The organism is Bacillus nitratireducens (assembly GCF_036320425.1).
GTDB lineage: Bacteria > Bacillota > Bacilli > Bacillales > Bacillaceae_G > Bacillus_A > Bacillus_A nitratireducens.
On the sequence record NZ_JAUMJO010000009.1, the window covers coordinates 1 to 23,078 of the forward strand.

Here is a 23,078-nt window from a genome sequence, read left to right on the forward strand (position 1 = left end):
CATTCTTTCTGGAGTAGAAGCCATGCATATGATTAAAAAAGAACAGATTGCTTTACGGAACCAGTCTGTCCAAAATCAAAAAGAATTCATCCATCAATTGTTTGGACTTGCAACATAAGATACGATTCCGTTAAGAATATATATGCTTTATTCTCTTTTGTTTTATTTTTGCACCAGAGCCAATTGTTTTATATGTAGGAGTGAACCAAAAGATATATATTTTTTAAAATTTAATAATTTAGCTTTTTAGAAAAAGAAGAACGCTTTTTTTAAACTAAATTCCCCTAATTTCGGTTTGATTGATAATAATAGAAATTTCTCATTAATATGGGGAAGAAATATTTGTTTTCTTGTATGAAAAGAACTTTGGATTGATATATATAACTGGCTTACTCCCATTTTTTGATTTAGGGCTATCTAAGTTTTATTAGCTTGATGGCGAACGGGTGTCGCCATATTTTTATCCAACTAGCTAGAACAGGTTACCTTGCAAAGAAAAAGGGAAGAATATACATAACTAATTAAAGTATAATGATTTACTTAAAACATATGGAGATGTTGTATTAGGGGGGATTAAATGAGATTGACAAATCGAGACTACAAATGTAATCTAAATATAAGATTACATTTGTAGTCTTATATTTATTTAATGATATCCCTATTTTAAGTTATTTATTCCAATATTAAAATAGGGGTTGCAAATTTAAGATTACAAATGTAGTATCGACTTTAGGATTACATTTGTAATCATAGGGAGGAGGAAATTGGAAACGTGAAAAAAATACCTAAGATATCTGAAGCTGAGTTAGAAGTAATGAAAGTCCTTTGGTCAAAATCTCCACAAACGGCAAATGAAGTAATTCAAGCTCTTGAAGGACAAATGGATTGGAATCCAAAAACAGTTAGAACATTAATCAATAGGTTAGTTCAAAAACAAGTTGTTTTTTCTCAGCAGAAAATAGGAAGAACGTACATGTATGGTCCTTTAATCTCACAAGATGAATATTTACAAGTAGAAACTAAATCTTTTATTAAGCGTTTTTACGGTGCTGCTTTGAAACCGTTGCTTGTTAATTTTTTACAAGATGAAAAGCTATCTTCAAAAGAGATCGATGAGCTCAAACGTATTCTAGATGATAAAAGTAATCAAAAAGAGGGATCATAATTATGATAAATGTGTTAATACAGACGTATCTCTCTACTTTTTTTGAGTGGCTGTTAGAAACTACTATTATGGCCAGTATATTGGTAGGTTTTATCTTATGTATCAAAGTTCTACTAAGGAATCAATTAACGGCAAGATGGCATTATGCACTGTGGTTAATTCTAATTGTAAGATTACTTTTACCCTGGTCACCGGATAGTTCTTATAGCCTATACTCCATACTTTCACATGGATATGAAACTTCTACTTCTCTAATTCAGAAGGAAGCGAATGTTTCTGGTTTAAAAGTGATGAATGGACCTGCGAAGTATACTGTTAATTCAAGTGATTACAATAAATCACCAGTTGAATCGGGTTCCAAAGAAAAAGAACAGGGTGCCAAACACATATCAATGTATGAAATCTGTTTATATGTATGGATGCTAGGTGTTTTTTGTTTAGGGGCTTTAACACTAATTGCAAATAGACGTTTATATTTATACATACAAAAGCAACTAATTATAACAGATGAAAGAATTTTAAATATTTTCGAAGGTTGTAAAGAAACGATGTCTATAAAAGAGGATATTCCTTTGCAATTAGCCGGCAAGATTGCTAGTCCGACACTCCTTGGATTTATAAAACCTAGAATATTATTATGTGAACAGCATATACAACGATTAAATGATAATCAGCTACGGTTTATTTTCTATCATGAATTAGCTCATTTTAAACGTAAAGATGTTGGGGTTAATTGGCTTATGCATCATTTGCTTATACTAAATTGGTTTAATCCAATCCTTTGGTATGCCTATTATTCAATGCGCGAAGATCAAGAAATTGCATGTGATGCATTGGCTCTTACCTTTATTGATTCGGAAGAAAAAATCGAATATGGGCATACAATTATTACATTACTAGAACACTATTCAAATTATTATCAAATGCCTAGTTTAGCAAATCTAAGTAAAAATAAAAAAGCATTAAAAAGGAGAATTGTTATGATTAAAAAATTCAATAAAAAATCGTATCGTTGGTCAGCTTTAGGATTGACAGCTGTATTAGGTATATCTACTTTTTCTTTAATGAATGCAAGTGCTGAGGAGCTTAAGAGTGAATCAAAGGCTACAAAAAATAAAATTGAACAAGCTGCTAAACCAGAAGAAATGAATAATCTTGAAAAAAGTAAGGCAGAAGAAGTCGCAAAACAATTAGAAATGGACAAGATTGAAAAGAGTAAGGCAGAAGAAGTCGCAAAACAATCAGAGATGGACAAGCTTGAGCAAAGTAAAAAGAACACAGATATTTCAGAAGCAGCAGTACTTAAACTTACCGAGAAACAAAAGCAATATCTTAAATCTAAAGGTCTTCCGTTGAAGCAAACTTCTAAAGAATCTGAAGTTACGGGGCTTATGTTAGTTTCTCTAGTGAAACCTATTGATAATGGAGATGGAACAGGATTTCAGCCAGAACATGTTGGAGAAGTTGATATAATTCACGCAGATGAATATAAAAACAAATATGGTAAAGAAGATTATGTAGCATTTGCTGCATGGGAATAAGTCTAGTTATATTACCAACAATCTAAGATGAATTTATGCTCATAATTAATAGAAAGCGTCATTCTTTTTATAGAAATCTATAGAAAGAATGGCTTTTTTATTTAAAAATGAGTTTCATTTGTTTGCTAAAAAATTTCGGTGAGATATATTTATCCAACAAGAATTATTTGGCAAGCATATCAAAATAATAATTCTGTAGGCAAAAGTTCATAGAACACCAAAACTTGGCTTGATGGGCGTAGTAAGGCAGGTTCTATTTTCATTTGTTAGATACCTCATAGAATTTTATACTAAAAGGATGTTTTTCTGTACCCTATTATGTTTATTAATAATTGGAAGTGAAATGTTGTCATACATGCTTTTACAGTTATAATCTGTGGTGATGAGCTTAGCCTTTAATTGTGTTGTAAGCAGTTATTAAAACTTAATCAAATATTATTTTCAATTGAATACTAAGTAATGAAATATTATGGAAATTGGTTAAAGAGTGGATTTCAAATGCCTTTTCTATTGTTCCTTTTTGTTTTTTTGATGAAAAGAAGCGAGCTTGATATAATCAATAAAATTAACCGAGTGTGCTTGTAAATAAGAAAAGCATGATAGCAATTGATAAAAACAGGTATATTATATAAATTGTCAGCAACATATATCATCCCTTTCTATTGATATATGTATCATACAAACATAATCTGTAGTATATATGGAGTTTATGGGTAGTTATTGTAATGATTATTATTACAGTCTTTTAGTTGTGAGAAAGAATAGGAGAATCAACCATTACTTATTGATTTTACAGCGTTATTTCTGGAAAACAGAATGTGTTTTACTGTCAGTTTTTCTATGCTATAAGGATCATTAAGATACAATAGTTACTGCTCGTTGGTCATAAGTAGTTATTTGAAATCAAGAAAGAACGCCTATGCTATAAGTAAATTATATATACAGAAAGGTGATATGATTATGTACTGATATGAAAGTAACGGGGAACGAGATCAAGAAAGGTGACATGAATCAATTACCAAAATGGAATGAAAATTTAGTTATAGTACTTTTATTTTTAGGGCAGTCAGCGGTTTATTAATTTTTATTTCGACTATTTTTATAAAATAAAAGCATTTTTATTTTATTATTTTATAATCCTAAAGATATGTAACATAAAATTTTTTCAAGTTCGCTGGATTCTTTGTTGCCTTTAATATAGCATACTTGGAGAGATTGTTCTTTTGATACATAAGGTAATTGAACTGCTTAAGCTGACTGAGAGATAAAGTAACCTTTCAAAAAATTAATTGGTGATAGCATATATTTTTACTGTAAATTGCTGATTTGCACCATTTGGATTTGCGGTTCTGTTGCAAAGTTTGAAAAAAGCATAAACAGGTTGGTAAATGAGGAACAAGGTTTAGGAAGTAGCTAGTAATTGTTGAAGTTCATTGTACGTTGAAAAGGCGGAGTCTCTTTGCAGACTTCGCCTTTGTTTATATAGGGCATGAATGGTCTCGATACCTTTTATAGTACGTGAAGCATGACGAAGATTTGGGAATCCAGAAGATTTGACAAAGCGCCGCTTTACATGTCGATGATCCTGTTCAATCAGGTTATTGAGATGCTTGATGGTACAATGTTTGGTACGCGCATAAAAGCCGTTCTTTTTCAGTTTTTTGAACGCACAAAGCAAGGCTGGAGCCTTGTCTGTAGTAAGGAACCGTTGGTTCTCCAAAAGCTTTGACAAGTCGCTTCATGAACATATAAGCTGCTTGATGATCACGTGTTTTTCTCTTTCCAGACTTGATAGATCAGACTTCCATATTCATGAACCCAACGCATGATTGTCGTAGGATGAACGGAAATTCCTCGTTCTTGTAGAATCTCAGATACATCGCGATAGCTTAAAGAAAAACGACAGTAATAGCCAACGGCTACCAAAATAATATCTTTCCTGAACTGTTTCCCTTTAAAATATCGCACTTGTGATTCTCCTCATTCCTTTTTTCTAGAGTGTAGCTTCATTTAGAAAACTTTGCAACAGAACCCTAACAATAATATGTGTACTTTTTCTGTACTTGGATCTCTGTATTTTTATACTTTGTAAAGATTGAATGTTCGTAGTTACTCTCATATTTTTGTGTATATTTTGACAGCATTCGAGGTTTGCACCAGAACCACCAATTTTTTATGGATTCAGGCAAGCTCTTATGTGCGGTAGCGTAAGAGCCTGTTTGCATGTTCTACCTTTTTTTATGTACAATAAGAATAATAGATGATATAGACAGGGAGAGGAAATCCATGTCCACTAAATTAGTAAATTTACGCATAGATTTTGCTTTTAAACAGTTATTTGGGACGAAAGGAAATGAGGAAATTCTAACGGGTTTCTTAAATGCAATTCTAGAAGAATCTTTAGATGCACCTATTACAACGCTACAACTAGAAGATCCACACCTCCATAAATCTTATGAGGATGATAAGTTATCGATTTTAGACCTATTAGCAACACTAGATAATGGGACGCAAGTAAATATCGAAATTCAGCTTCGGAATACACATGATATGGTGAAGCGATCTTTATATTATTGGAGTAAACTTTATACATCCCAAATGCAAGAAGGGATGCCATATCGTTCACTTCGGAAAACAATCGCCATTAACTTATTAGACTTTATTTTGTTTTCTCAGGATGACGCATTTCATACCATCGGACAATTATGGAATACAAAAATGCAGCAACTATTAAGTGACGACATTGAAATTCATTTTGTAGAGATACCAAAATTAGTAAAACAATGGCGTGAGGAAAAAGTAAACCCGTGGGAAAATTCATTTGTTCGTTGGATGTTATTATTACCAGCACATGAAGACGAACATTTAACTCAAACATTGGAGGAGATTGCGATGAATCAAGATCCAATTTTACAAAAGGCAATAAATAAATGGGAAAATCTGAGCCATGATTCTTCTTTCCGAACAGCATATGAGGCTCGAGAGAAATTACTTCTAGATGAACAAGCTAAGCTAGCTCATGCGGAACAAGAGGGTATGGAAAAAGGCATTGAGCAAGGTAAGATGCAAATGATTCGAGGGATGCATGAAATTGGCGTACCGCTTGAAACTATTGCAAAAGCAAGTAAGTTAAGTGTGGAGGAAATAGAACGTATCTTGAAATTAAAGTAAATAATAAAAACATACAGAAACTCTGTTAAATACAAATTTGTATTCTATTCATGAGCAAACGTATAGAAGAAAGTAAACGCCCATTATCGTAGTACGTCTAATCGAAAAGCACTGCTGAAGACTTCGGCAGTGCTTTTTCTAAATCAACTTTTTGTTATTTTTCATTCTGCTCACAATATCATTTTATATTTTTTGAGAATATATCCACACCTATCGGCATATATCTAAAACACAATAGACATATGAAAGGGTGAGAGTATGATTTCATCATATTCAGTTAGATACATTTTAATAACAGGTAATACTCTTATAAAAAAAGTGATTACTGTATATGCATCTTCAGCGTTCTTTGCTATTGAAAAAATCAAAAAAGAATTAGAACGCCGTTTTTCTAATCCTACAAAAATTGAAGTCTATGCAGTGTAAATATTTAAAGCAATTCAAACCGACAAGGTGAAACTGGATATTTGTTTCACCTTGTCCTATTTCGAATTTATTATATATTAATTACATATTAAAATTCATCATCACCAATTAATTTCCCTACATCATTATCCTTAGTAAGTCTTTGCTTCAAGTAATTTTCTTTTGTAGTTCTATCATTTTTATGGCCAACTGCAGCCGCTATGACATGAGGTGCTAGCCCCTTGTAATCATATAAGTACTGTACATAAAAATGTCTAAAGAAGTGAGGGGTAATTCGTATATTCTCTGTAAAAGGTAACTTGGTATCCTTAATAATTTTAGAAATATATTGTGACAAGTAATTCTCTCTATAAGCAGTATGGTTCTTTGTTTGAAATATAGTCCCACCATTTTTATTCCCAATGTTTACAGGTAACCTTCTCCGGATTCGAAATGCAACAATACGATTAAAAATGTCCTTATTAATAGAAACAATCCGTTCATTATCTCCCTTTGTATCAACTGTTAAATAGTAACGTCCACGTATAGCGTCATACTCAAGATCTTTCCATTTGGCATGAGCGACTTCTGCAACACGTAATCCCGTAGTAGCCAGGAGCGATAATAAAGCGTAATTGATTTCATTGCCCTTATAGTAATGAAGCAGATGCTTCACTTCCTCATATGATAACTCGCGTTTTGGTTTATGTTGTTTATTAACGGTCGTACTTAGAATCTCTACATGAAGAGGTTCCTGGATATATTGAATTTCATACAACCATTTCAAGTAAGAGCGGATTACACCAAGTTTTCTACTAATCGTAGATGCTTTGTACTTTTCTTTTGATTGATAGGAGATTGCCTCCTGGGATAACCACTTTTGGTAGTTTCGGATATGTCGTTTTCTTAAATTCCTCCAAACTTGGCCAATTACATAATCTTTAACATCTTGCTGTAGAAATTCTGTGCTTTGTTTGATGAAAAAATAGAACTGGCTTAGATCACGTGCATATAGAGTCCTGGATGCATCCTTTATACGTTTTTCTTGGTCAAAATGTGTTTGCCGATTTAAGTAGTAGTACAATATTTCTTCATCTGAAAATCCCTCATATGTATATGAATCTTCTCTTTCGTTATTTTCCTTTTTAAATTCAGCTTCATTTATATAATCGCGATTCCATACTGCAATTATGTTTGCGAAATTTTGTTTTTGTTTCTCTATAATTTCTAAAGAAGTTTCACTATGAATTGTAATCAATTCAAATTTCATTGTCATTCAACTCCTTATTAATTTCTTTTGTATCTATTATTATAACTGAATTGCATTCAAAATTATTTACATAGCAAAATTAAATTTTATAAAAATGAAAGTATCATATGACTATAGAAAATCTCACATTTTCTATGATTATTATCTATTTGTTTTTATAAATTATCTTTTATACAATTTATAATTATATAAAAGATAATTTAATTAGAAATTGAATTTTAATTTCATATATATTTAGAAATAAATTAATTATTGATTGTGTTATAATTAATTTGAACTATATATTTTTAGAAATTTAACTTTACATAATAAAATTATTGATTTCAGATAACAGAAGTTTACACATAGGGGGAAAAGGTATGTTTGAAAGACAGGATATGAATATGAATACAAATGAAGTAAAAGCTTATTTAGGAATTAGTAGTTTCATTTTTAATACTCTTATGAAACAAGAACAATTAAATCCAATTAATCGAGAGACCTGGCGTTTAGATGGTAGCTTTTTATTTAAGCGAGAAGACATAGAAAAGTTGAAAGAAGATCGTGAGACAGAAGGAATTACCTTATATCAGGCAGCCAAAGATTATAATGTGAGCATGTATCAACTTGAAAAGTGGATAGAACAAGGGGATTTGACTTGTACTATACAGAAACATCGTAATCGTGAGACTAAATTTGTACATGAGGAAGAAATAAATAGATTGGTACAGCAATTGGATCAGACCAATACTCTATATACATTCTCACAAAAGTATAAAGTAGTATTGTTCCAAAAATTTATGGAAGGTAATAAATTAGCACGCATTATATCGATTCCGAAGCGTGGGGATATTGTGCTTATTGATGAGTTTGGAAACAATATGACACTAGAAGATGCAATTAAAGTGGGGTATAAGCCTGCATATGTTCTATCCGATAAACCAAGAAGTCATCATCAAAAGTTTGTAAAATTCCGTTTTCCTAAATCAGATCAATTGCGGAGTAACATTTTTCACTTAATTGACTTAGTACTACAGTATGTATCACCAAGAAATATTAAGGTTTCTGAGGAAGATGGTTTTTGGTACTTTGATGTTCGTCAATCGATTGTTCAATTACCAATGCAAATGCAGATAGAATGGATTGATTGTTTAACCCCATATATAATAGAAGGAAAATTAACAAGACGTGTTAATAATAGTGTGTATTTAGATAGCAGTAGTGTCACTAAGGCAGTAACCATAACAAGCAATGAATATCATGCAATCACAAAGATTGTCAATGAAACGAACAGTTCTATTGAAGAATTTATTGCAAGCGCAATCCGAGATAAAATTAATCAACATATGTTGTATAAAAGCTAAAATCTTTATCACATTAAGAAGATAACATTTCAAAGAGAACTACTGTACTTCTAGTGGTTCTCTTTTTGTTGCAATAATCTAGAAATGTTTTAAAAATAGAAGTACATTTTATTAATCAGATAAATCAGGCGGTTACATTCTAGCATAATTCCAATTATCTGAAATGTATGAGCAAAAATACATTTTCATACGAGATTTTTATTAAAATTACAAAATACTCATCAGAATTGATTGTAAGCAATGATAATTATCGTTGGTATAATTGTATTGTTATTATGCTTAAGAATGTTTAAAGGTGAATCTGCTAATTGATTTTTTGTGATGTACAGAAAAAATCAATTAGCAGATCCTTTTATTTTCACACTAGAACCTAAAAAGAGGTTCTATTACAAAGTTTCTTAATAGAAAAAGTTATGTTGCAAAAAGAATTGGGCCTATTAATTATATGAAGAGAGGCATGTATTGTGTTGCTAGACAAAAATACTTGATATACCAATGTTTACTGTAACTTACTTTGAATTAGTTAACATAAGTTATATTATAGGTAGTTAAGAATTTCATTAAATCTTTATCTCAAAGTGAAGAGTATTCTTATGTCATTGAGATGAAAAAGGGAACTTTCTTGTGTTATGGATAACGTCATGAATTAAACCGATCTTGGATGGGCACTGTATCTTTTACTAAAAAAGATTTATTTCTGTTATTTAAGATTTATATTACGGGATTAATATTTTGATAGATAGCAAGTTTTAATTCTAAGCTAAAAATGTTTCATATCTCAAAAGAAAGAGTATTCTTGATTTTTGAGATATGAGAGAAAAAAATGCCAGTTTATGCAACCTTCCTTTGTATTTAATTCAAAAAAACATCCAAATCCACTCTATATTTTTTGCTTTATAAAATATAAAAAACACATATGGTTCCTTTTTTAGCATGTATTTATTATATATTTGGTTCTGGTGCAAAGATAAAATGAAAACCAGTAAAACGCATATATTCCTAACAGAATTGTATTTTATGCTACAAGTCCAAACAATTGATGGATGAATTCTTTCTGACTTTGGACAGACTGATCCCATAAATCAATCTGTTCTTTTTTTATCATGTGCATAGCTTCTACTCCAGAAAGAATGGATGTAGCTGTGTCAAAACTTTTGAACCCTAGCATAGAACGGATTCGCTTCTTTATAAAGCGATGATCTTGTTCTACTATGTTATTCAAGTACTTTTGTTGTCTAAGTCGCATACCGTTAGGTATGCTTTTTTCTTTTTTTAACGGTTCAATTGCTATAGGATAAGCTGGATTCTTATCGACTGTTATCACACGTGGCTTTGAAACATGAAAAGACCGCAAAGCTTTCTTGAAAAAGCGCTTTGCAGCCTTATGATCTCTTGTTTTGCTTAGGCAAAAATCGATTGCGTTTCCGTTCGAATCAACAGCACGATACAGGTACATCCATTGACCTTTTAATTTGATATATGTTTCATCAACTCTCCAAGAGTCATTTGTTTGTTTGAGGTAACGTCGGATCCGTTTGTCTAATTCAGGACCATACTGATGAACCCCGTACCTCCATCATTTCCACCAAATCACGAAAACTGAGTTTGTACCGTAGGTACCATCTTACTGTTAACAAAATAATCTCAGGCTGATAATGCTTCCATTTAAACAAACTTTCCTTTTCCATACTGATCACACACCTTTTTTAGAGTAATAGTATCAGTATGTCCAAGATTTAGAGATTACTTGCAATTATCTTGAAGTTTTCGCACCAGAACCATTTTTTGTATATGTGTTGTTAAGACAAGACTGTCATTATCAGTCTTGTTTTTTATTTGAATATTTTTCTAATTAGTACGATAGGTATAAAGGAGATTTTAGATGGAATTAACAAGGCTACATAGTGTGATAGAAGATAAAAAGAAAGAATTAGTTCAACTCGCTATCAAATATGGTATCAAACATAAAAAAGTACTTACATTAAGCCAAGAATTAGATTGTTTAATTTTTAAGTTCATGAAAAAATAGCAAAGAATTAATTCTTTCAAGGGTAGTATCACATCGCCATCAACCTAACAGAACAGGTTACTTCAAAATCTTAGCTTGATGGGCATGGGGTATCGTCACATGCCCATCAAGCTAAGGTTGGGTATTCCATGAACTTCCGTTCTTGTTGCCTACATGCTTGATATTTTGTTTATTTGTTTTTAAAAATACGCATTCCAAATAAACCTTAATAAGGTGTATTTTTAAAAGTTATGCAATTTTTTTATTTAGATTGGATACAGTGCACTTATAAACAACGCCTAAAATATCAAAAACTGTCTTTTTCTCATATCGATGGGATTTCCGTCCGTTTTTCTGTAAGAGGTCAAACAGACGAAGAAAAATTTTTGATACTTCTTGAGTGTCTTGTTGTATAGCTTCATATACTAAGTACAGATGATCTTGAATCATATAAATTGCTTTATATTCACTTAATTCTTTTTGTTTTTTCTGTAGTAACAGCTGTCGCATTTTGAACATAGTGGAAGAACAAAGAAAAATAGCGATTAATTGTCCATAAAGATGACATTCTAGACGCTCTCGCTTAATATTGTGACAATGATTGATACCAAAAAGAGATTTCCATGTTTTAAATACAATCTCTATTTGCCAACGTAGAGAGTAAATCTCGTGAACATGTTCCATCGGAACAATTTCCCATGGGATGTTGGTAATATAAACATTGATTTCTGTTAAACGTTTACTTTTTTCAGAGTATGTAACCCCTTTTTTCTTTTCAACATAAGTTTGCTGTTTCCTACGTTTATGAACTTGAGTTGATGTGAGTCTGTATATTACAACTCGTGAGGGTAATTTTTGTTGTCCAACATAGGCATTTCGAATTTCATAAGTATCTCCTGGTTTTATCTGATGCATGATATGTTCAAGGTCAAGTAAAGCATATAAAGATTGCTTTTTTACTGTCCCATCCCGAAAGAATTCTGGAGATTCATTTTTCACATATACTCTATTATTTAATTTCAACCGTGAAACATAGAACACCCCTCGTTGATCCATCTGGTCTAAATCTTTTAGAGAAAAGTATCCTAAATCTCGAATACATAAATCTCCTGGGCGTAAGGTATCTAAACAATCTGTACCAAAGGTTTTATCATTATTTTTACCTGGCTCCATTTGAAAATTCAGGAATTTTCCACTATGTAAATCATACTCTAGCTGAATCTTAATACCGGCTGTTTGTGCACATCCTCCTGAACCAGGATAAATAGGAGCCAAATGATTGGGTACTTGAAAAATAGTAGCATCTAAAATACGTATACGTTGAAAATAAGAGGTGTATTGGTTTGAGATTCGAGACGAATCGTTTAGTTTGCTTTTGATTAAAAGGGAAAATACACGCTGTAGAAATAAAACAGCACATCGGTTAAAACGTTGATTAAGTCCTTCTGGACTCATAAGTGTAGCTGTATTTGCATAAAGCTGGCTACATAATCGAGTAAGAGAATCGCTTGCTACATGTTGACTGATCCAAATACATAAAGCAGCCAAATCTCGTGCGCCATACTTACTTTTACGTTTTACAAAACCTGTCTCTTGGCCAAGTTGTTGAAGAATATGTGGAGATAGATATCGCTGTAGTTCTTCAGCGAACAAATAAAACTCATCTTGAATCGATAGATTCATACAAAAACGCCATCCTTTCTGTATATTTCTACAAAAAGAATAACGTTTTCTATGAATTATTGGTATAAATTCATCTTAGATTGATAGTAATGTGGCGGTACCCCAAACGAAAGTTTTATCTCTTCATAGTTGTCCATGAAAATTCAGTTCATTTTTTTATTTAGGGGAATAATTAATTTCTTAAGTTGATGGACATAGGGTGGAACCCCTTGATTGAATTGTTGTATATGCATCTTTTCCTCTCCCCTTAATATTCTCATTTCCGCAAAAATTATATTTCAATGACTCTATTGCATACTTTTGCTACATATGGATCATGGGTGACAATAACAATTGTTTTCCCCTCTTTATTTAGATTTTTTAAAATTTGTATAATTTCATTTCTATTGTTATCGTCTAAAGAGCCTGTTGGTTCATCGGCTAATATTAACTCGCACGGCTTTAGGAGTATCCTTGCTATGGCGACTCTTTGTTGTTCACCACCTGAGAGCTCGTGTATTTTTTGCTGTAATGATACGCTGAGTCCAACTTTTTCTAAGGAGACTGTTTTTAATTCTTTCTTTTCCTTTTTTGTTTTTTTCGCATAAATCAAGGGAATTTCTAAATTTTTATTTACAGTATCATTGTCGATGAGTGCATAATTTTGAAAGAGATACGACATTTTCGTTCTCAGAAGCTTATTTGCCTTACTAGAATTCATTCTAGGACTCTCTTCACCAAACAATTTAACGACTCCGCTATCTGGATTTTCAAGCATTCCCATAATATTAAGAATCGTTGTTTTACCAGATCCACTTTTCCCTGTAATCGCAACCATTTCCCCTTCACAAATTTTCAAATTAAACTCATCTAAAACCGCATGATTGCCATAACTTTTACTAACATCTATCAGTTCACATATATATTGCATTCGTTTATATTAACCTCCCTTTACCACCGTTGTTTTATTTCTTCGTTCCATAGTGATTAATGCGATAATTGACGCGGTAAATTCAATTAATATAAGCATTGCCACTACTGCAAGAAATTTTATATCAAACTCTTGTTTTACGATGAAGCAAATTGATAGTTGTAAGACCCATGTCAATATAAATAACCACATGTATCCTCTATAGGTTCTAAAAAAACTTACGCCAAATAAGCGATGGACCACTATTTTCTGCTGATTTTTATTGAAATACACAATAATATTTTGCGTGACCAAAAATAGTATACCGACAATTAGCCCACCAGTAACCGTCAATAGCATTTTCACTGTTTTTTGCAAATCGTATATATCTTTTAAAATATTTTGATCAACTGTTACAAGATATTTTAAATTATCATCTAGTCCTAGCCTTTTAAGTTCTGGCTCCAAAGCCTTATAAGTTAATCCTGCATCTCTGTCAATTAACTTAATCTTTAAAGGATCGTTCGCTCCTCCTCCTAATATAAGGTCTCGTTCTCCAACAAAACTATTTTTCTCTGTCATAACCTCAATAATCTCATCTTTAATCTTATTATGATTAGATTTATATACATCTGGATTGAAACTAAAGATTTCCTGATTGTTCTTTATCCAAATAATATCTATTTTTCGATTTCGTAAATGATTTGGGAACTCTCTATGCATTTTTTTTTCTTCATATTCTATTGCTGGCTTTCTCCATTCTCCAAAATAACGAAGAATTTCTTTTTCTCTGTTCTGATATTTTTCAGGTACTAATAAAATCCAATTTTCCATATCTTCTGTAACTTGCACGCGGTGATTATGTATGTCATATAGCGGAAATTCGTGAAGATAATTATTATTCACTGTAACTGACCGAATTCCTTTATAATCCTTGTTTATAATAAACTCTAATTCTTCATAATCCTTAGAATCAATTAATACCGCTCCCAATTTATTTAAAATAGGATACAGATCACCATTTATACTTGACTCCGTTTTATGCATCCCTTGTTGACCTTCATCATTTCCAGTAAACAGTGGATTAAAGACACCATAATCTTTGTTTTTCTCCCAGTTTTTTAAATTCTCTTGTTTTTCTTTCACTGTAATATATTGTTCTAGAATAGGCGTCCCTAATAAAACAAATAAAATAGAACAGGTAACTTTTAATAGTGTATTGAATACAAATATGCCTTTCGTATCTTTTCTATTTTTAATAATTTGATTGACTTTAATTTTGGCGATATAAAAATATGAAACGAGAGACACTATTGTAATGATAAAATACGTTTTGCATTGATCGAGCACTATGGTGTATATAAACCCCGAAGTTACATTTTTTATGAAAGCAGCTGCAAGTACGGAAATGAATAGCGATAAAATAAACATACTAACAATGGTTCTACCTAAAACAATAAACCATAAACGTCCATTCGATACGCCATGCATTTTTATAACACCAATTCTTTTCGCTTCGTTAAATACATAATAAATGAGAAAACATAGGAGTACGATAAACACGATATATTGAACATACGATAAATAACTTATTGGTGAATCAAAAGTTTCTTCGTTATTACTAAGATTACGTTTGAAATCGTCAGCAACAATATACTGTTTTGGCTTAAAATGCTGATTTAGCTTTTTAGAGAAAAGCTTTAAAAATGCATTGTATAATTTATCATCTACTCCTTCTACAACATATCTTCCTGCCATAGGTAAATGTTCGTACGACGTTTGAAGCGGTTTAATTGTAATCTCATGATTATCTCCAAAATCTTTTATTACTCCCTTTTGTTTTGTATCTTTCGTATGTACTGTCGATAAAAAAGCATTGCCTTGGAATGTGTCTTTTGGCTCTAATACATTCTCCCCACTTAACTGAAACTGTTTAAAATATATCGTTTCAGTTGTTAGTAACACATACTTCAAAATTTCTGCCTGTTCATCTTCATGATACGTAACATTTGTACGAAAAATATTTGTATGTGACTCCTTCGCTGCCTCAAGCAATATAGGATAGATTTCACTAGGATTGCTAAAAAGCAGCACATCTGGGATAACGAACTCTTTCCCTATCTTCCGTTCTACCTTTTCCATTTTTTCAAACTCTTTATGATCGGTTTGTTGAAATGCAATAAATCCTGACAATATAGAAGCTACAATAAGAAAAAACACAACAACTTTTTTCATGACATCCCCCTCTATCACATTTTATTGTATTTTTGGAAAAATTTAAACATTATAGTTAATGTTGTCTATATGACTTTATTTTCAATTATTATTTTTCATTTCAAAATGGCGTACCGTCCCATTTCCATCAAGCTAAGATTTTATGATGTTCCCCAAAACGATAAAAAGTGAACTTTATAGTAATAAAGTTCACTTTTTATCGTTTTGGGGGTGACTTGTTTTCTTAGCTTGATGGGCATGGGGTATCGTCAGCATTTTAGAAAAAACCACGTTAAGAGTTTTTAACCATTTTCGTCATGTTTTAAATTGTGTTGCATTGAAATACTTTTAGCGTTGTTAAATATACTTTTCTACCTATCTTAATGTTGTTTGTTAAGTACTTGTTAAAGTTATATATACAAGGAAATTAGACCGGCTATAACAATCAATGGAAGGATTACTGCTAGTTTGGATTTTAGAGGGACACGTTTATCAGGGACACCTGGATGGACAACAAAAACGAGTAAAACAATTGCTCCAATAATACCTAAAAGTACGTTAATGATAATCATCCTCCTATGGAATATTGTTATCAAGAGCATAGCATAGTTAAATACCGTTTTAGGGTGTAAATACTAAATTTGATAAAATATACCACCTGAAGAAATATACCTATACTCTTGTCACAAGTGGATAAGTAAAAGTGAGAATACAGTAGTATCCCATTTACTTATATGAGTCGTATCGCCAACATTTTAACGAAAACATACGCTAAGCAAAAAATACAATAAGCTGCCCATATGGACAGCTTATTTAAATAATTTTCGTTATCAGAAGTTGTTTTTAGATGATCAGTTTTTATATTTTATAATAGTTCCATTTATATCTTTAAACTCTAAAGCAGTATTAATAAAGTCTAATGATTCTGGACCATCGTCTAATTTATTAGGAAGGATTATGTACCATAAACTCCATCCTTTATACTTTGATTCGTTAGGTAAATATTTATCTGAATTTATTATATGTCCCGAAGTGGATTCATAAGATACCTTGCTAATAGATGAATTTTTAAGATAACCATAAATAACTTTTTCATTTGAAAAGTCTCTAAAAGTACTCTTTAAGTTGGTGGATATGTGGCGATCCCCCACCAATCACTTTTGTATTAACAATTATGCGTAACTTCTAGCTCATTATTGGTATATATTGTTCCGTAAGTAGCACAAAGTAACATACCACCACAAACCTCGCTACTCACTTGAAAGTTTATGTTATTTTCATATGTATCTATGCTATTAGCTCTAATTGTATCTACAAGTTTTTTAAAATCAAGAACTGGTAAATATTTCGTTATAATTTCATAGCTTGATAAATTATCTTCATTATTATATGCATTATATTCCTGAATTTCTTTATAAATCGGACTTGGACTATACGGATCATGTTTCAATTGTCCATTTTCATCTTCGAATTTTTTTATTTCTTCTTTAACTATATAATCTGGATAATCTTCACTGCCTTCATCTTCATCACCAAATTCCCAAAATGGATATTCTATATCACATAAGTGCGTTATAATCCACATTAGAAATTGCTCATTTATAAAACCCACATTTGCTTCTAACTCCTTGAATCTATTACCATAATATTTTGTAGCTTTTTCTATCTTCTCTTCTTGGGACATATCATCCGTCGCCCCTGTTATATCGCATCCATCTAAATTTATAAAAATGCTATTGAACTTACCTAAAACACCTAAATCAATGGTTTCACTCCAGTAGGCTTCACCATCTCTATCGATTTTTATAATAATATCCTCCATTCTGCTGCTATCGCCTCAAACTCGCGTTTCAATTAGCTTTTTACGTTTTCCTATTGATTCATAATTCTTTCTTCCTAATTGTACCATTTGGAACAAACGATTTGTTATAAAATTTGGATGTATATTCAATGCATGTGAGGTTAACATAACGTCTCATTATCAGTAGTCAATGATGCATGAAATTTTCGTTCTGGGGGTAATTAAAAATCTTAGCTTGATAGCGATGTGGGCACACAACATAAAAAAACCGCTCCTTTTCGAGCGGTTTCCTCTTAGAATGAAGGTTATCCATTCTATGTGGCAATGTTTGCATGAAAGCAATAAAAATTAATAATTTCCTACATAAAAAACAGAAAAACACTATCCAGCATTACGTTCCATTACAAGAACCAAACAACCCTTTTCAGACCATGGTTCATGTTCTGTATTAGGTCCATAACAGAGATAAGAACCTGCTCCATACTCAACATCATTACTGATAAGAGCTCCATCTAATACGAATAATTCCTCGGTATCCTTATGCGTATGTTGAGGGAATTTTGCCCCCGGTGCAAATCGCACGACATAACGCAGTTCACCATTCTCATCTCGTAATGGAATTTGTTCTATACCATCCATAACAAATTTCCACTCACTGTTTGTGATATCAACGGAAAATAAATCTTTCATGTTATCATCTCCTTCTATACAAATAGTAATTTACGATGATATATTGGTCAATATGAACAAAAATGAACTATTCTTCAGGAGGAATGAATTATGGAAATTCGTTTGTTACAGACATTTCAAGCTGTTGTCCAATGTGGTAGTCAGATAAAAGCAGCAAATCTGCTGCAATACGCACAATCTACCATCACCCTACACATCAATCAATTAGAAGAAAAACTCGGCATCAAACTGTTTGAGCGTAAAGGAAAACAAATGGTGCTAACCGAAGCCGGAAGACTTGTGAAAGAACAGGCAGATATTTTATTAAATCAAGTGGATGTAATCACCGAAACCGCAAAAGAATTTTCGATCGGTCAGAAAGGACTTATTCGAATTGGAGCAATTGATTCCATTGGCAAAACAAATTTGATTTCCGTACTAACAACGTTTATGAAAGAACACCCACAAATTTGTCTTTCCATCGAAAGTGGCGTAACCCAACAATTTAGTCAACGGATTATCGCTAACGAACTTGATATTGCCGTATGTCCCCCTCCATCACCAGAATTAAATCTTGAATTTTATCCGCTATATGAAGAAAAGCTTTGTTTAATACTGCCAATCGACCATCCATTATCTACACAAGAAAAAATTTACATGTGCGATTTGGAAGATGAAAATTTCATTTTAACTGGACAATTGTGTGATTATCGGCGAAAAATAGAGCATGTTTTTCTTCATCATGGCTTTCATTTACACTCTAATTACGATGCAGCAAACATGGAGATGGTTTTAAATCTTGTATTACAAGGGTTTGGTATTGCTATGCTACCTAGCAATTTCGTTACCAATTCACATCAATACGCTATTCGTGACATCGATGATATTTCATTCGCTTTACCTGTTGGATTAATCCGCAAAAAAAATAAAGTCCTCAGCCCTGCTACAGAAAAATTGGTAGCTAACATATTTTCATCCTGCTAAACAAGCACAAAAACCAGCTAATGTTTGTCAAGCAAATCTGCCTTGGTACCTAAAAGATTTTTTGCTAAAATATTTATGGGATTTATTAGTTATGTGCAATAGAGCTCGCCATGCTTCCTGATTAAAACAGTCCGCTATCGCGAGAATTGAAGGCGCTAAAGTAATTCCGCGTATCGATACAATACAATTACTTACAAAAATTCTGGTATTGAAATTGGATATCGTTATCGATGAGCAAGCTTCAGCATTAGCTATGGTAAAATAATGTTAAAAAAGTAGCCATGTGGTTTATTAAAACCCTGTGGCTACTTTTCGTATCACGCAATATGAACTGTTTTTGTTGGCCAGCTCGAGCATCTGCAGCTCATGTTCCTGGTGTTTCTGAAAAAAGTGCAACTTTGCGATTATTGTTTACAAATAATAAAGTTATAGATGGGGTACCGCCATCAAGCTAAGGTTTTGAAGTAACCCCTAAACGAAAATTTTCATTCTCTACAGGTAGTTACTCTGAGGAATCAGCTCATTTTTTTCGTTTTGGGGGCGTTTATTTTTCTTAAGTTGTTGAGCATGGGGTACTGCTCCTTTTAATTTTTATAACATGTAATTGCTCCAGGCTGATTTCAACAATAATCTTCTAATATATGTTTCTCCATAACTAGGCTCCTTATGTGAAAATTTATCACTACTAGCCCAAACAACATTTATCTCAAATCATATGCCGACTTACAGTTTGATACGTAAATAATACAACTGGTTCTTTTCAGTTCCAATTGCTTACCTCCTTCTGAATTAACTCTCTATGTTAATTAGAAATAGAACGAATTGTTTTTCCAACCGACTTTCTTACATACAATCCTTAAGATTAACTTCCTGTACTAGTAAATGCACTTAATCCATATTTCCAGAAACGATAAGAAATGAAACATAGTATGATAGCAACGAGTGGTGTACACAAAGATACCCATTTATACCCCTTATCGAAGAAAAAGGCAGCTGGATAAAAGGATGTGAAACTGTAAGGAATAATAAACGTTAAGATAAATGCGATAACTTTATTATAAATTGTAATCGGATACCGCGAAAAATCACTTAAATTGAATACTGCTGATACAACAGGGAGACTATCTGTCATCCAAAAAGAAAATGTTATAAAAAATAAATTTAATGCAACAAAGATAAGACCACTTGAAATAATCATTATGATGAGTATTAGTACATTTCCCAATGAAATTGCAATATCTAGATTACTAATGGAATAATAAAGAACCATTCCCCCTATTATTAGTTGCCCTATTCCATCTTGTTGAACACGCTCCGCTATAATTTGGAACAGCGGGTTAATAGGACGGATTAGCAAACGATCTAAATTTCCTGTCCGAATGTATTGCCATCCAATCGTCCATAAATTATCAAAGAAAATGTGATGTATTGCCCTTCCTGCAAACGCAATACCGTAGATTAAGAGAATTTGATAAAAGTTCCACCCTTTCAAATTCTCAATATGATCAAATACCACTTTTAAAAAAAAGATAGCGGCAAATTGTTGAATGAAGACTGAAGAAATTCCTATTAAAAAGTCTACTTTATATTCCATCATAACTTTTAAGTGTTGCTTAAAATAGACAATGTATAAGAATGAGTATCGTTTAAGAGTTTGCAACAATTCAATCACCCCCCAAATATTGTGATTTTTCGGATTGCTAAAGTCCATAAAAATCTAACAAGTACTGTAATAAAGATTAACCATATGAATTGTGTCACAATTGCCGTATAAGCCTGGGTACCTGAAATAGAACCTGTATAAATAGAAACAGGTATATAGACCATAGACTGAAAAGGCAAAAACATACTAATTTCTTGAAACCATTGTGGATAAAGCGATAATGGGACAAGTGCTCCGGAACAAAATTGAAGAACAGACTCTCGTAGAAGTCGAAGTCCCCATATATTAACGGTCCAAAAAGCTAATATACCAATAATAAGATCTAGTTGAGTTCCAATTAAAATCCCTAAAACTACACTTACCGTAAATAATAGAAAAGACTCCATTGATTGTGGTAGTTGAATTCCTACAAACCAGACGGCAAACAGTAGCATAGGGAATGTTGTACGCATAGAATTAGAAATTTTTTGCCCTATATCCATCGCTACAAGTTTATCTAACAAATGATATGGCTTCATAAGTTCCAATGCTATATCACCTTGTTTAATCATTCTCGCTAAATTGGTTCCTACTCCAGATACGTATTGTTCCAATAACAAAGCTATAACCATATAAGTTAGCATATTAGATAGTGAAAGTGCTCCAACAGTCTCTTTATTCTCGTATACAGCAGTCCAAAAATAATACAACGTACATAATTTAACGATAATTGCAAATGTACCCGCCCAATACCACGCTGCATATGAGGTATCTAGCTTTATCTGCACTTTAAGCATTTCCCAATATTTCTTCAAGGGATTCCTCACCTCCATGCTGATAAAGATCTTTAATAATTGTCTCTAATTTGGGGTTTGAAATCGTCAAATCTGATATTTTATTGTGCCTTGCAAGTTCGGAAAGCACAAATTCCGATGAAACTGTCTTTGTGTGAAAACTTAACTCTACGCGAGATTCATTTTCTGCTTCATTCTTCTGTACCACTATGTAATTTTGTAATGATACAGGAATCTCAAACATTGTGTGCTCTTCTAATTCTAAAGATAGGATGCGGTTATAAGAAAAACGATCTTTTAGATCTTGTAAGTCCCCATCATAAATAATAGATCCTTTATCAATAATAATAATTCGCTGGCAAAGTTCTTCTATGTCCTGCATATCATGAGTAGTTAATACAACTGTTACGTCCAATTTCTTATTCATTTCCTTAATAAAACTACGTATTTTTTCCTTTACATCAATATCTAAACCAATTGTAGGTTCATCTAGGAATACAACAGAAGGTTGATGAAGAAAAGCAGCAGCCAACTCACAACGCATTTTTTGTCCGAGTGATAGCTGACGAACAGGTAATGGCATTAAAGTTCCGAGATCCAGTACATCTTCAAATAAATGCAACATTTCCTTATATTTTGTTTCTGGAATCTCATAAACATGTTTTAATAGTTCGAAAGACTCCCGCACCGGTATATCCCAAGCAAGTTGTGTCCGTTGTCCAAAAACAGCTCCAATATTTTTAGCATTTTCCTGCCTATTTTTGTATGGCATAATTCCATTTACCTTAATTTCACCAGTATCTGGAGTTAAAATTCCACACAGCATCTTAATAGTGGTTGACTTTCCAGCACCGTTGAATCCGATATACCCAACCATTTCTCCTTTTTTAATAGAAAAAGCAATCGGTTGCACTGCCTGCTTATCATAATATTTCCGTTTTATTAAAGCTTTTATTGCACCCATTAAACCTGGCTTTCGCTCTAAAATCTTATAGCTTTTCGTAACATTCTTTACTTCAATCATTTATAAATCCCCTACTTCCCCTTTTACAAATATTAGCCGTTATACAGCTAAAGTATGATAGCAATTAAATAAATACCTTCACCCTACTACACCTGCCTCCCATAAAATAAAGATTAATTGTAGATTATAAACTAACATTCCTTTTAACGAAAGCGTTTGCATTAATGGAAACTAGTATAATTTTACAGGAGCATTTAAATATAATCAACAGATTTAAGTGTGTGGAAACAAACCACACGCAAAGACCTTTTTTCCTTGACCTAATATCTTTTATGTAATTTTTCAAGCCTCTTCCATATCGACCTTTTTCCCATAATTAACTCTCTAGATGCTTTTCTTTCTCGAATAGAGTAAACATCAAGTAACTCTAAAATATACAATAAAAATAGTAGGTGGGGAATATTTGACGCTTACACGAAAAGCGTTTTCCCTATCGCCATCAAGTTAAAAAACTAATTATCACACAAAACAAAAA

Annotated in this window: 17 protein-coding genes and 3 pseudogenes; 8 read left to right on the plus strand and 12 right to left on the minus strand. The window is 32.3% G+C overall.

Annotation, left to right across the window (positions count from 1 at the left end; genetic code table 11):
* The 3 genes and pseudogenes from Q3V31_RS25440 to Q3V31_RS25450 all read left to right on the plus strand — a co-directional run.
* Positions 1 to 118: pseudogene (locus tag Q3V31_RS25440) on the plus strand (IS6 family transposase); the annotation flags it as partial.
* 696 nt (positions 119 to 814) lie between these two features.
* Positions 815 to 1,165: a BlaI/MecI/CopY family transcriptional regulator gene (locus Q3V31_RS25445; RefSeq protein ID WP_371399362.1), complete on the plus strand. Its 351-nt coding sequence runs from the start codon at positions 815 to 817 to the stop codon at positions 1,163 to 1,165.
* A 2-nt stretch (positions 1,166 to 1,167) separates the two neighbouring features.
* Positions 1,168 to 2,706, plus strand: a complete 1,539-nt coding sequence (locus Q3V31_RS25450) for a M56 family metallopeptidase (RefSeq protein WP_329767433.1) — start codon at positions 1,168 to 1,170, stop codon at positions 2,704 to 2,706.
* 1,402 nt (positions 2,707 to 4,108) lie between these two features.
* Here the strand turns inward: Q3V31_RS25450 and Q3V31_RS25455 are convergent.
* Positions 4,109 to 4,674, minus strand: a pseudogene (locus Q3V31_RS25455) (IS6 family transposase).
* Positions 4,675 to 4,992: 318 nt separating this feature from the next.
* On the opposite strand from Q3V31_RS25455, the gene Q3V31_RS25460 reads away from it, so the two are divergent.
* Together Q3V31_RS25460 and Q3V31_RS25465 are read left to right on the plus strand one after the other, a co-directional pair.
* On the plus strand, positions 4,993 to 5,877 hold the full coding sequence (locus tag Q3V31_RS25460; protein ID WP_329767434.1) for an Rpn family recombination-promoting nuclease/putative transposase: 885 nt from the start codon (positions 4,993 to 4,995) through the stop codon (positions 5,875 to 5,877).
* 258 nt (positions 5,878 to 6,135) lie between these two features.
* Entirely contained in the window at positions 6,136 to 6,303 is a 168-nt protein-coding gene (locus tag Q3V31_RS25465; RefSeq protein ID WP_170959315.1) for a hypothetical protein, read from the plus strand.
* A gap of 88 nt (positions 6,304 to 6,391) precedes the next feature.
* On the opposite strand, the gene Q3V31_RS25470 is transcribed toward Q3V31_RS25465, so the two are convergent.
* On the minus strand, positions 6,392 to 7,552 hold the full coding sequence (locus Q3V31_RS25470) for a tyrosine-type recombinase/integrase (protein ID WP_329767435.1): 1,161 nt from the start codon (positions 7,550 to 7,552) through the stop codon (positions 6,392 to 6,394).
* 359 nt (positions 7,553 to 7,911) lie between these two features.
* Here Q3V31_RS25470 and Q3V31_RS25475 point away from each other — a divergent pair, with 359 nt between their 5' ends.
* The gene (locus Q3V31_RS25475) at positions 7,912 to 8,895 is read left to right on the plus strand and encodes a DNA-binding protein (RefSeq protein WP_329767436.1); all 984 of its coding nucleotides are present in this window, start codon (positions 7,912 to 7,914) and stop codon (positions 8,893 to 8,895) included.
* A gap of 1,015 nt (positions 8,896 to 9,910) precedes the next feature.
* On the opposite strand, the pseudogene Q3V31_RS25480 reads toward Q3V31_RS25475, so the two are convergent.
* Positions 9,911 to 10,583: pseudogene (locus Q3V31_RS25480) on the minus strand (IS6 family transposase).
* A 194-nt stretch (positions 10,584 to 10,777) separates the two neighbouring features.
* Here Q3V31_RS25480 and Q3V31_RS25485 point away from each other — a divergent pair.
* Positions 10,778 to 10,924 carry an aspartyl-phosphate phosphatase Spo0E family protein gene (locus Q3V31_RS25485; protein WP_000424156.1) on the plus strand — a complete coding sequence of 49 codons (147 nt, stop codon included), beginning with the start codon at positions 10,778 to 10,780 and terminating at the stop codon, positions 10,922 to 10,924.
* Between the two features lie 228 nt (positions 10,925 to 11,152).
* On the opposite strand, the gene Q3V31_RS25490 is transcribed toward Q3V31_RS25485, so the two are convergent.
* The 6 genes from Q3V31_RS25490 to Q3V31_RS25515 form a co-directional block, all read right to left on the minus strand.
* Complete coding sequence (locus tag Q3V31_RS25490) at positions 11,153 to 12,586, minus strand: IS4 family transposase (RefSeq protein WP_329767437.1); 1,434 nt, start codon at positions 12,584 to 12,586, stop codon at positions 11,153 to 11,155.
* A gap of 271 nt (positions 12,587 to 12,857) precedes the next feature.
* Positions 12,858 to 13,496, minus strand: coding sequence for an ABC transporter ATP-binding protein (locus Q3V31_RS25495; RefSeq protein ID WP_329767438.1), 639 nt, complete (start codon positions 13,494 to 13,496; stop codon positions 12,858 to 12,860).
* A gap of 9 nt (positions 13,497 to 13,505) precedes the next feature.
* Complete coding sequence (locus Q3V31_RS25500; RefSeq protein WP_329767439.1) at positions 13,506 to 15,710, minus strand: bacteriocin-associated integral membrane family protein; 2,205 nt, start codon at positions 15,708 to 15,710, stop codon at positions 13,506 to 13,508.
* Between the two features lie 389 nt (positions 15,711 to 16,099).
* Positions 16,100 to 16,261 (minus strand): hypothetical protein, encoded by a 162-nt coding sequence (locus tag Q3V31_RS25505; RefSeq protein WP_000583969.1) that lies wholly within the window; start codon positions 16,259 to 16,261, stop codon positions 16,100 to 16,102.
* A gap of 593 nt (positions 16,262 to 16,854) precedes the next feature.
* On the minus strand, positions 16,855 to 17,499 hold the full coding sequence (locus Q3V31_RS25510) for a hypothetical protein (protein ID WP_097808840.1): 645 nt from the start codon (positions 17,497 to 17,499) through the stop codon (positions 16,855 to 16,857).
* Positions 17,500 to 17,871: 372 nt separating this feature from the next.
* Positions 17,872 to 18,180, minus strand: coding sequence for a cupin domain-containing protein (locus Q3V31_RS25515; RefSeq protein WP_002094998.1), 309 nt, complete (start codon positions 18,178 to 18,180; stop codon positions 17,872 to 17,874).
* Positions 18,181 to 18,270: 90 nt separating this feature from the next.
* On the opposite strand from Q3V31_RS25515, the gene Q3V31_RS25520 reads away from it, so the two are divergent.
* Positions 18,271 to 19,143, plus strand: a complete 873-nt coding sequence (locus tag Q3V31_RS25520) for a LysR family transcriptional regulator (RefSeq protein WP_097808838.1) — start codon at positions 18,271 to 18,273, stop codon at positions 19,141 to 19,143.
* Between the two features lie 862 nt (positions 19,144 to 20,005).
* Here the strand turns inward: Q3V31_RS25520 and Q3V31_RS25525 are convergent.
* The 3 genes from Q3V31_RS25525 to Q3V31_RS25535 are packed head-to-tail and all read right to left on the minus strand — an operon-like array spanning position 20,006 to position 22,603.
* Positions 20,006 to 20,806, minus strand: a complete 801-nt coding sequence (locus Q3V31_RS25525; RefSeq protein WP_090814569.1) for an ABC transporter permease — start codon at positions 20,804 to 20,806, stop codon at positions 20,006 to 20,008.
* A gap of 5 nt (positions 20,807 to 20,811) precedes the next feature.
* A complete protein-coding gene (locus Q3V31_RS25530) occupies positions 20,812 to 21,600 on the minus strand; it encodes an ABC transporter permease (protein ID WP_000761064.1) in 789 nt (262 codons plus the stop codon).
* Positions 21,575 to 22,603: an ABC transporter ATP-binding protein gene (locus tag Q3V31_RS25535; RefSeq protein ID WP_329767440.1), complete on the minus strand. Its 1,029-nt coding sequence runs from the start codon at positions 22,601 to 22,603 to the stop codon at positions 21,575 to 21,577. Before Q3V31_RS25535 ends, Q3V31_RS25530 begins: the two co-directional genes overlap by 26 nt.
* Positions 22,604 to 23,078: the final 475 nt, after the last annotated feature.

What these genes read in the sequence shown, in the direction of transcription:
- Q3V31_RS25445 (WP_371399362.1), top strand. Translation starts at nt 815, where the DNA reads ATGAAAGTCCTTTGGTCAAAATCTCCACAAACGGCAAATGAAGTAATT.
- Q3V31_RS25450 (WP_329767433.1), top strand. Translation starts at nt 1,168, where the DNA reads ATGATAAATGTGTTAATACAGACGTATCTCTCTACTTTTTTTGAGTGG.
- Q3V31_RS25460 (WP_329767434.1), top strand. Translation starts at nt 4,993, where the DNA reads ATGTCCACTAAATTAGTAAATTTACGCATAGATTTTGCTTTTAAACAG.
- Q3V31_RS25465 (WP_170959315.1), top strand. Translation starts at nt 6,136, where the DNA reads ATGATTTCATCATATTCAGTTAGATACATTTTAATAACAGGTAATACT.
- Q3V31_RS25470 (WP_329767435.1), bottom strand. Translation starts at nt 7,552, where the DNA reads ATGAAATTTGAATTGATTACAATTCATAGTGAAACTTCTTTAGAAATT.
- Q3V31_RS25475 (WP_329767436.1), top strand. Translation starts at nt 7,912, where the DNA reads ATGTTTGAAAGACAGGATATGAATATGAATACAAATGAAGTAAAAGCT.
- Q3V31_RS25485 (WP_000424156.1), top strand. Translation starts at nt 10,778, where the DNA reads ATGGAATTAACAAGGCTACATAGTGTGATAGAAGATAAAAAGAAAGAA.
- Q3V31_RS25490 (WP_329767437.1), bottom strand. Translation starts at nt 12,586, where the DNA reads ATGAATCTATCGATTCAAGATGAGTTTTATTTGTTCGCTGAAGAACTA.
- Q3V31_RS25495 (WP_329767438.1), bottom strand. Translation starts at nt 13,496, where the DNA reads ATGCAATATATATGTGAACTGATAGATGTTAGTAAAAGTTATGGCAAT.
- Q3V31_RS25500 (WP_329767439.1), bottom strand. Translation starts at nt 15,710, where the DNA reads ATGAAAAAAGTTGTTGTGTTTTTTCTTATTGTAGCTTCTATATTGTCA.
- Q3V31_RS25505 (WP_000583969.1), bottom strand. Translation starts at nt 16,261, where the DNA reads ATGATTATCATTAACGTACTTTTAGGTATTATTGGAGCAATTGTTTTA.
- Q3V31_RS25515 (WP_002094998.1), bottom strand. Translation starts at nt 18,180, where the DNA reads ATGAAAGATTTATTTTCCGTTGATATCACAAACAGTGAGTGGAAATTT.
- Q3V31_RS25520 (WP_097808838.1), top strand. Translation starts at nt 18,271, where the DNA reads ATGGAAATTCGTTTGTTACAGACATTTCAAGCTGTTGTCCAATGTGGT.
- Q3V31_RS25535 (WP_329767440.1), bottom strand. Translation starts at nt 22,603, where the DNA reads ATGATTGAAGTAAAGAATGTTACGAAAAGCTATAAGATTTTAGAGCGA.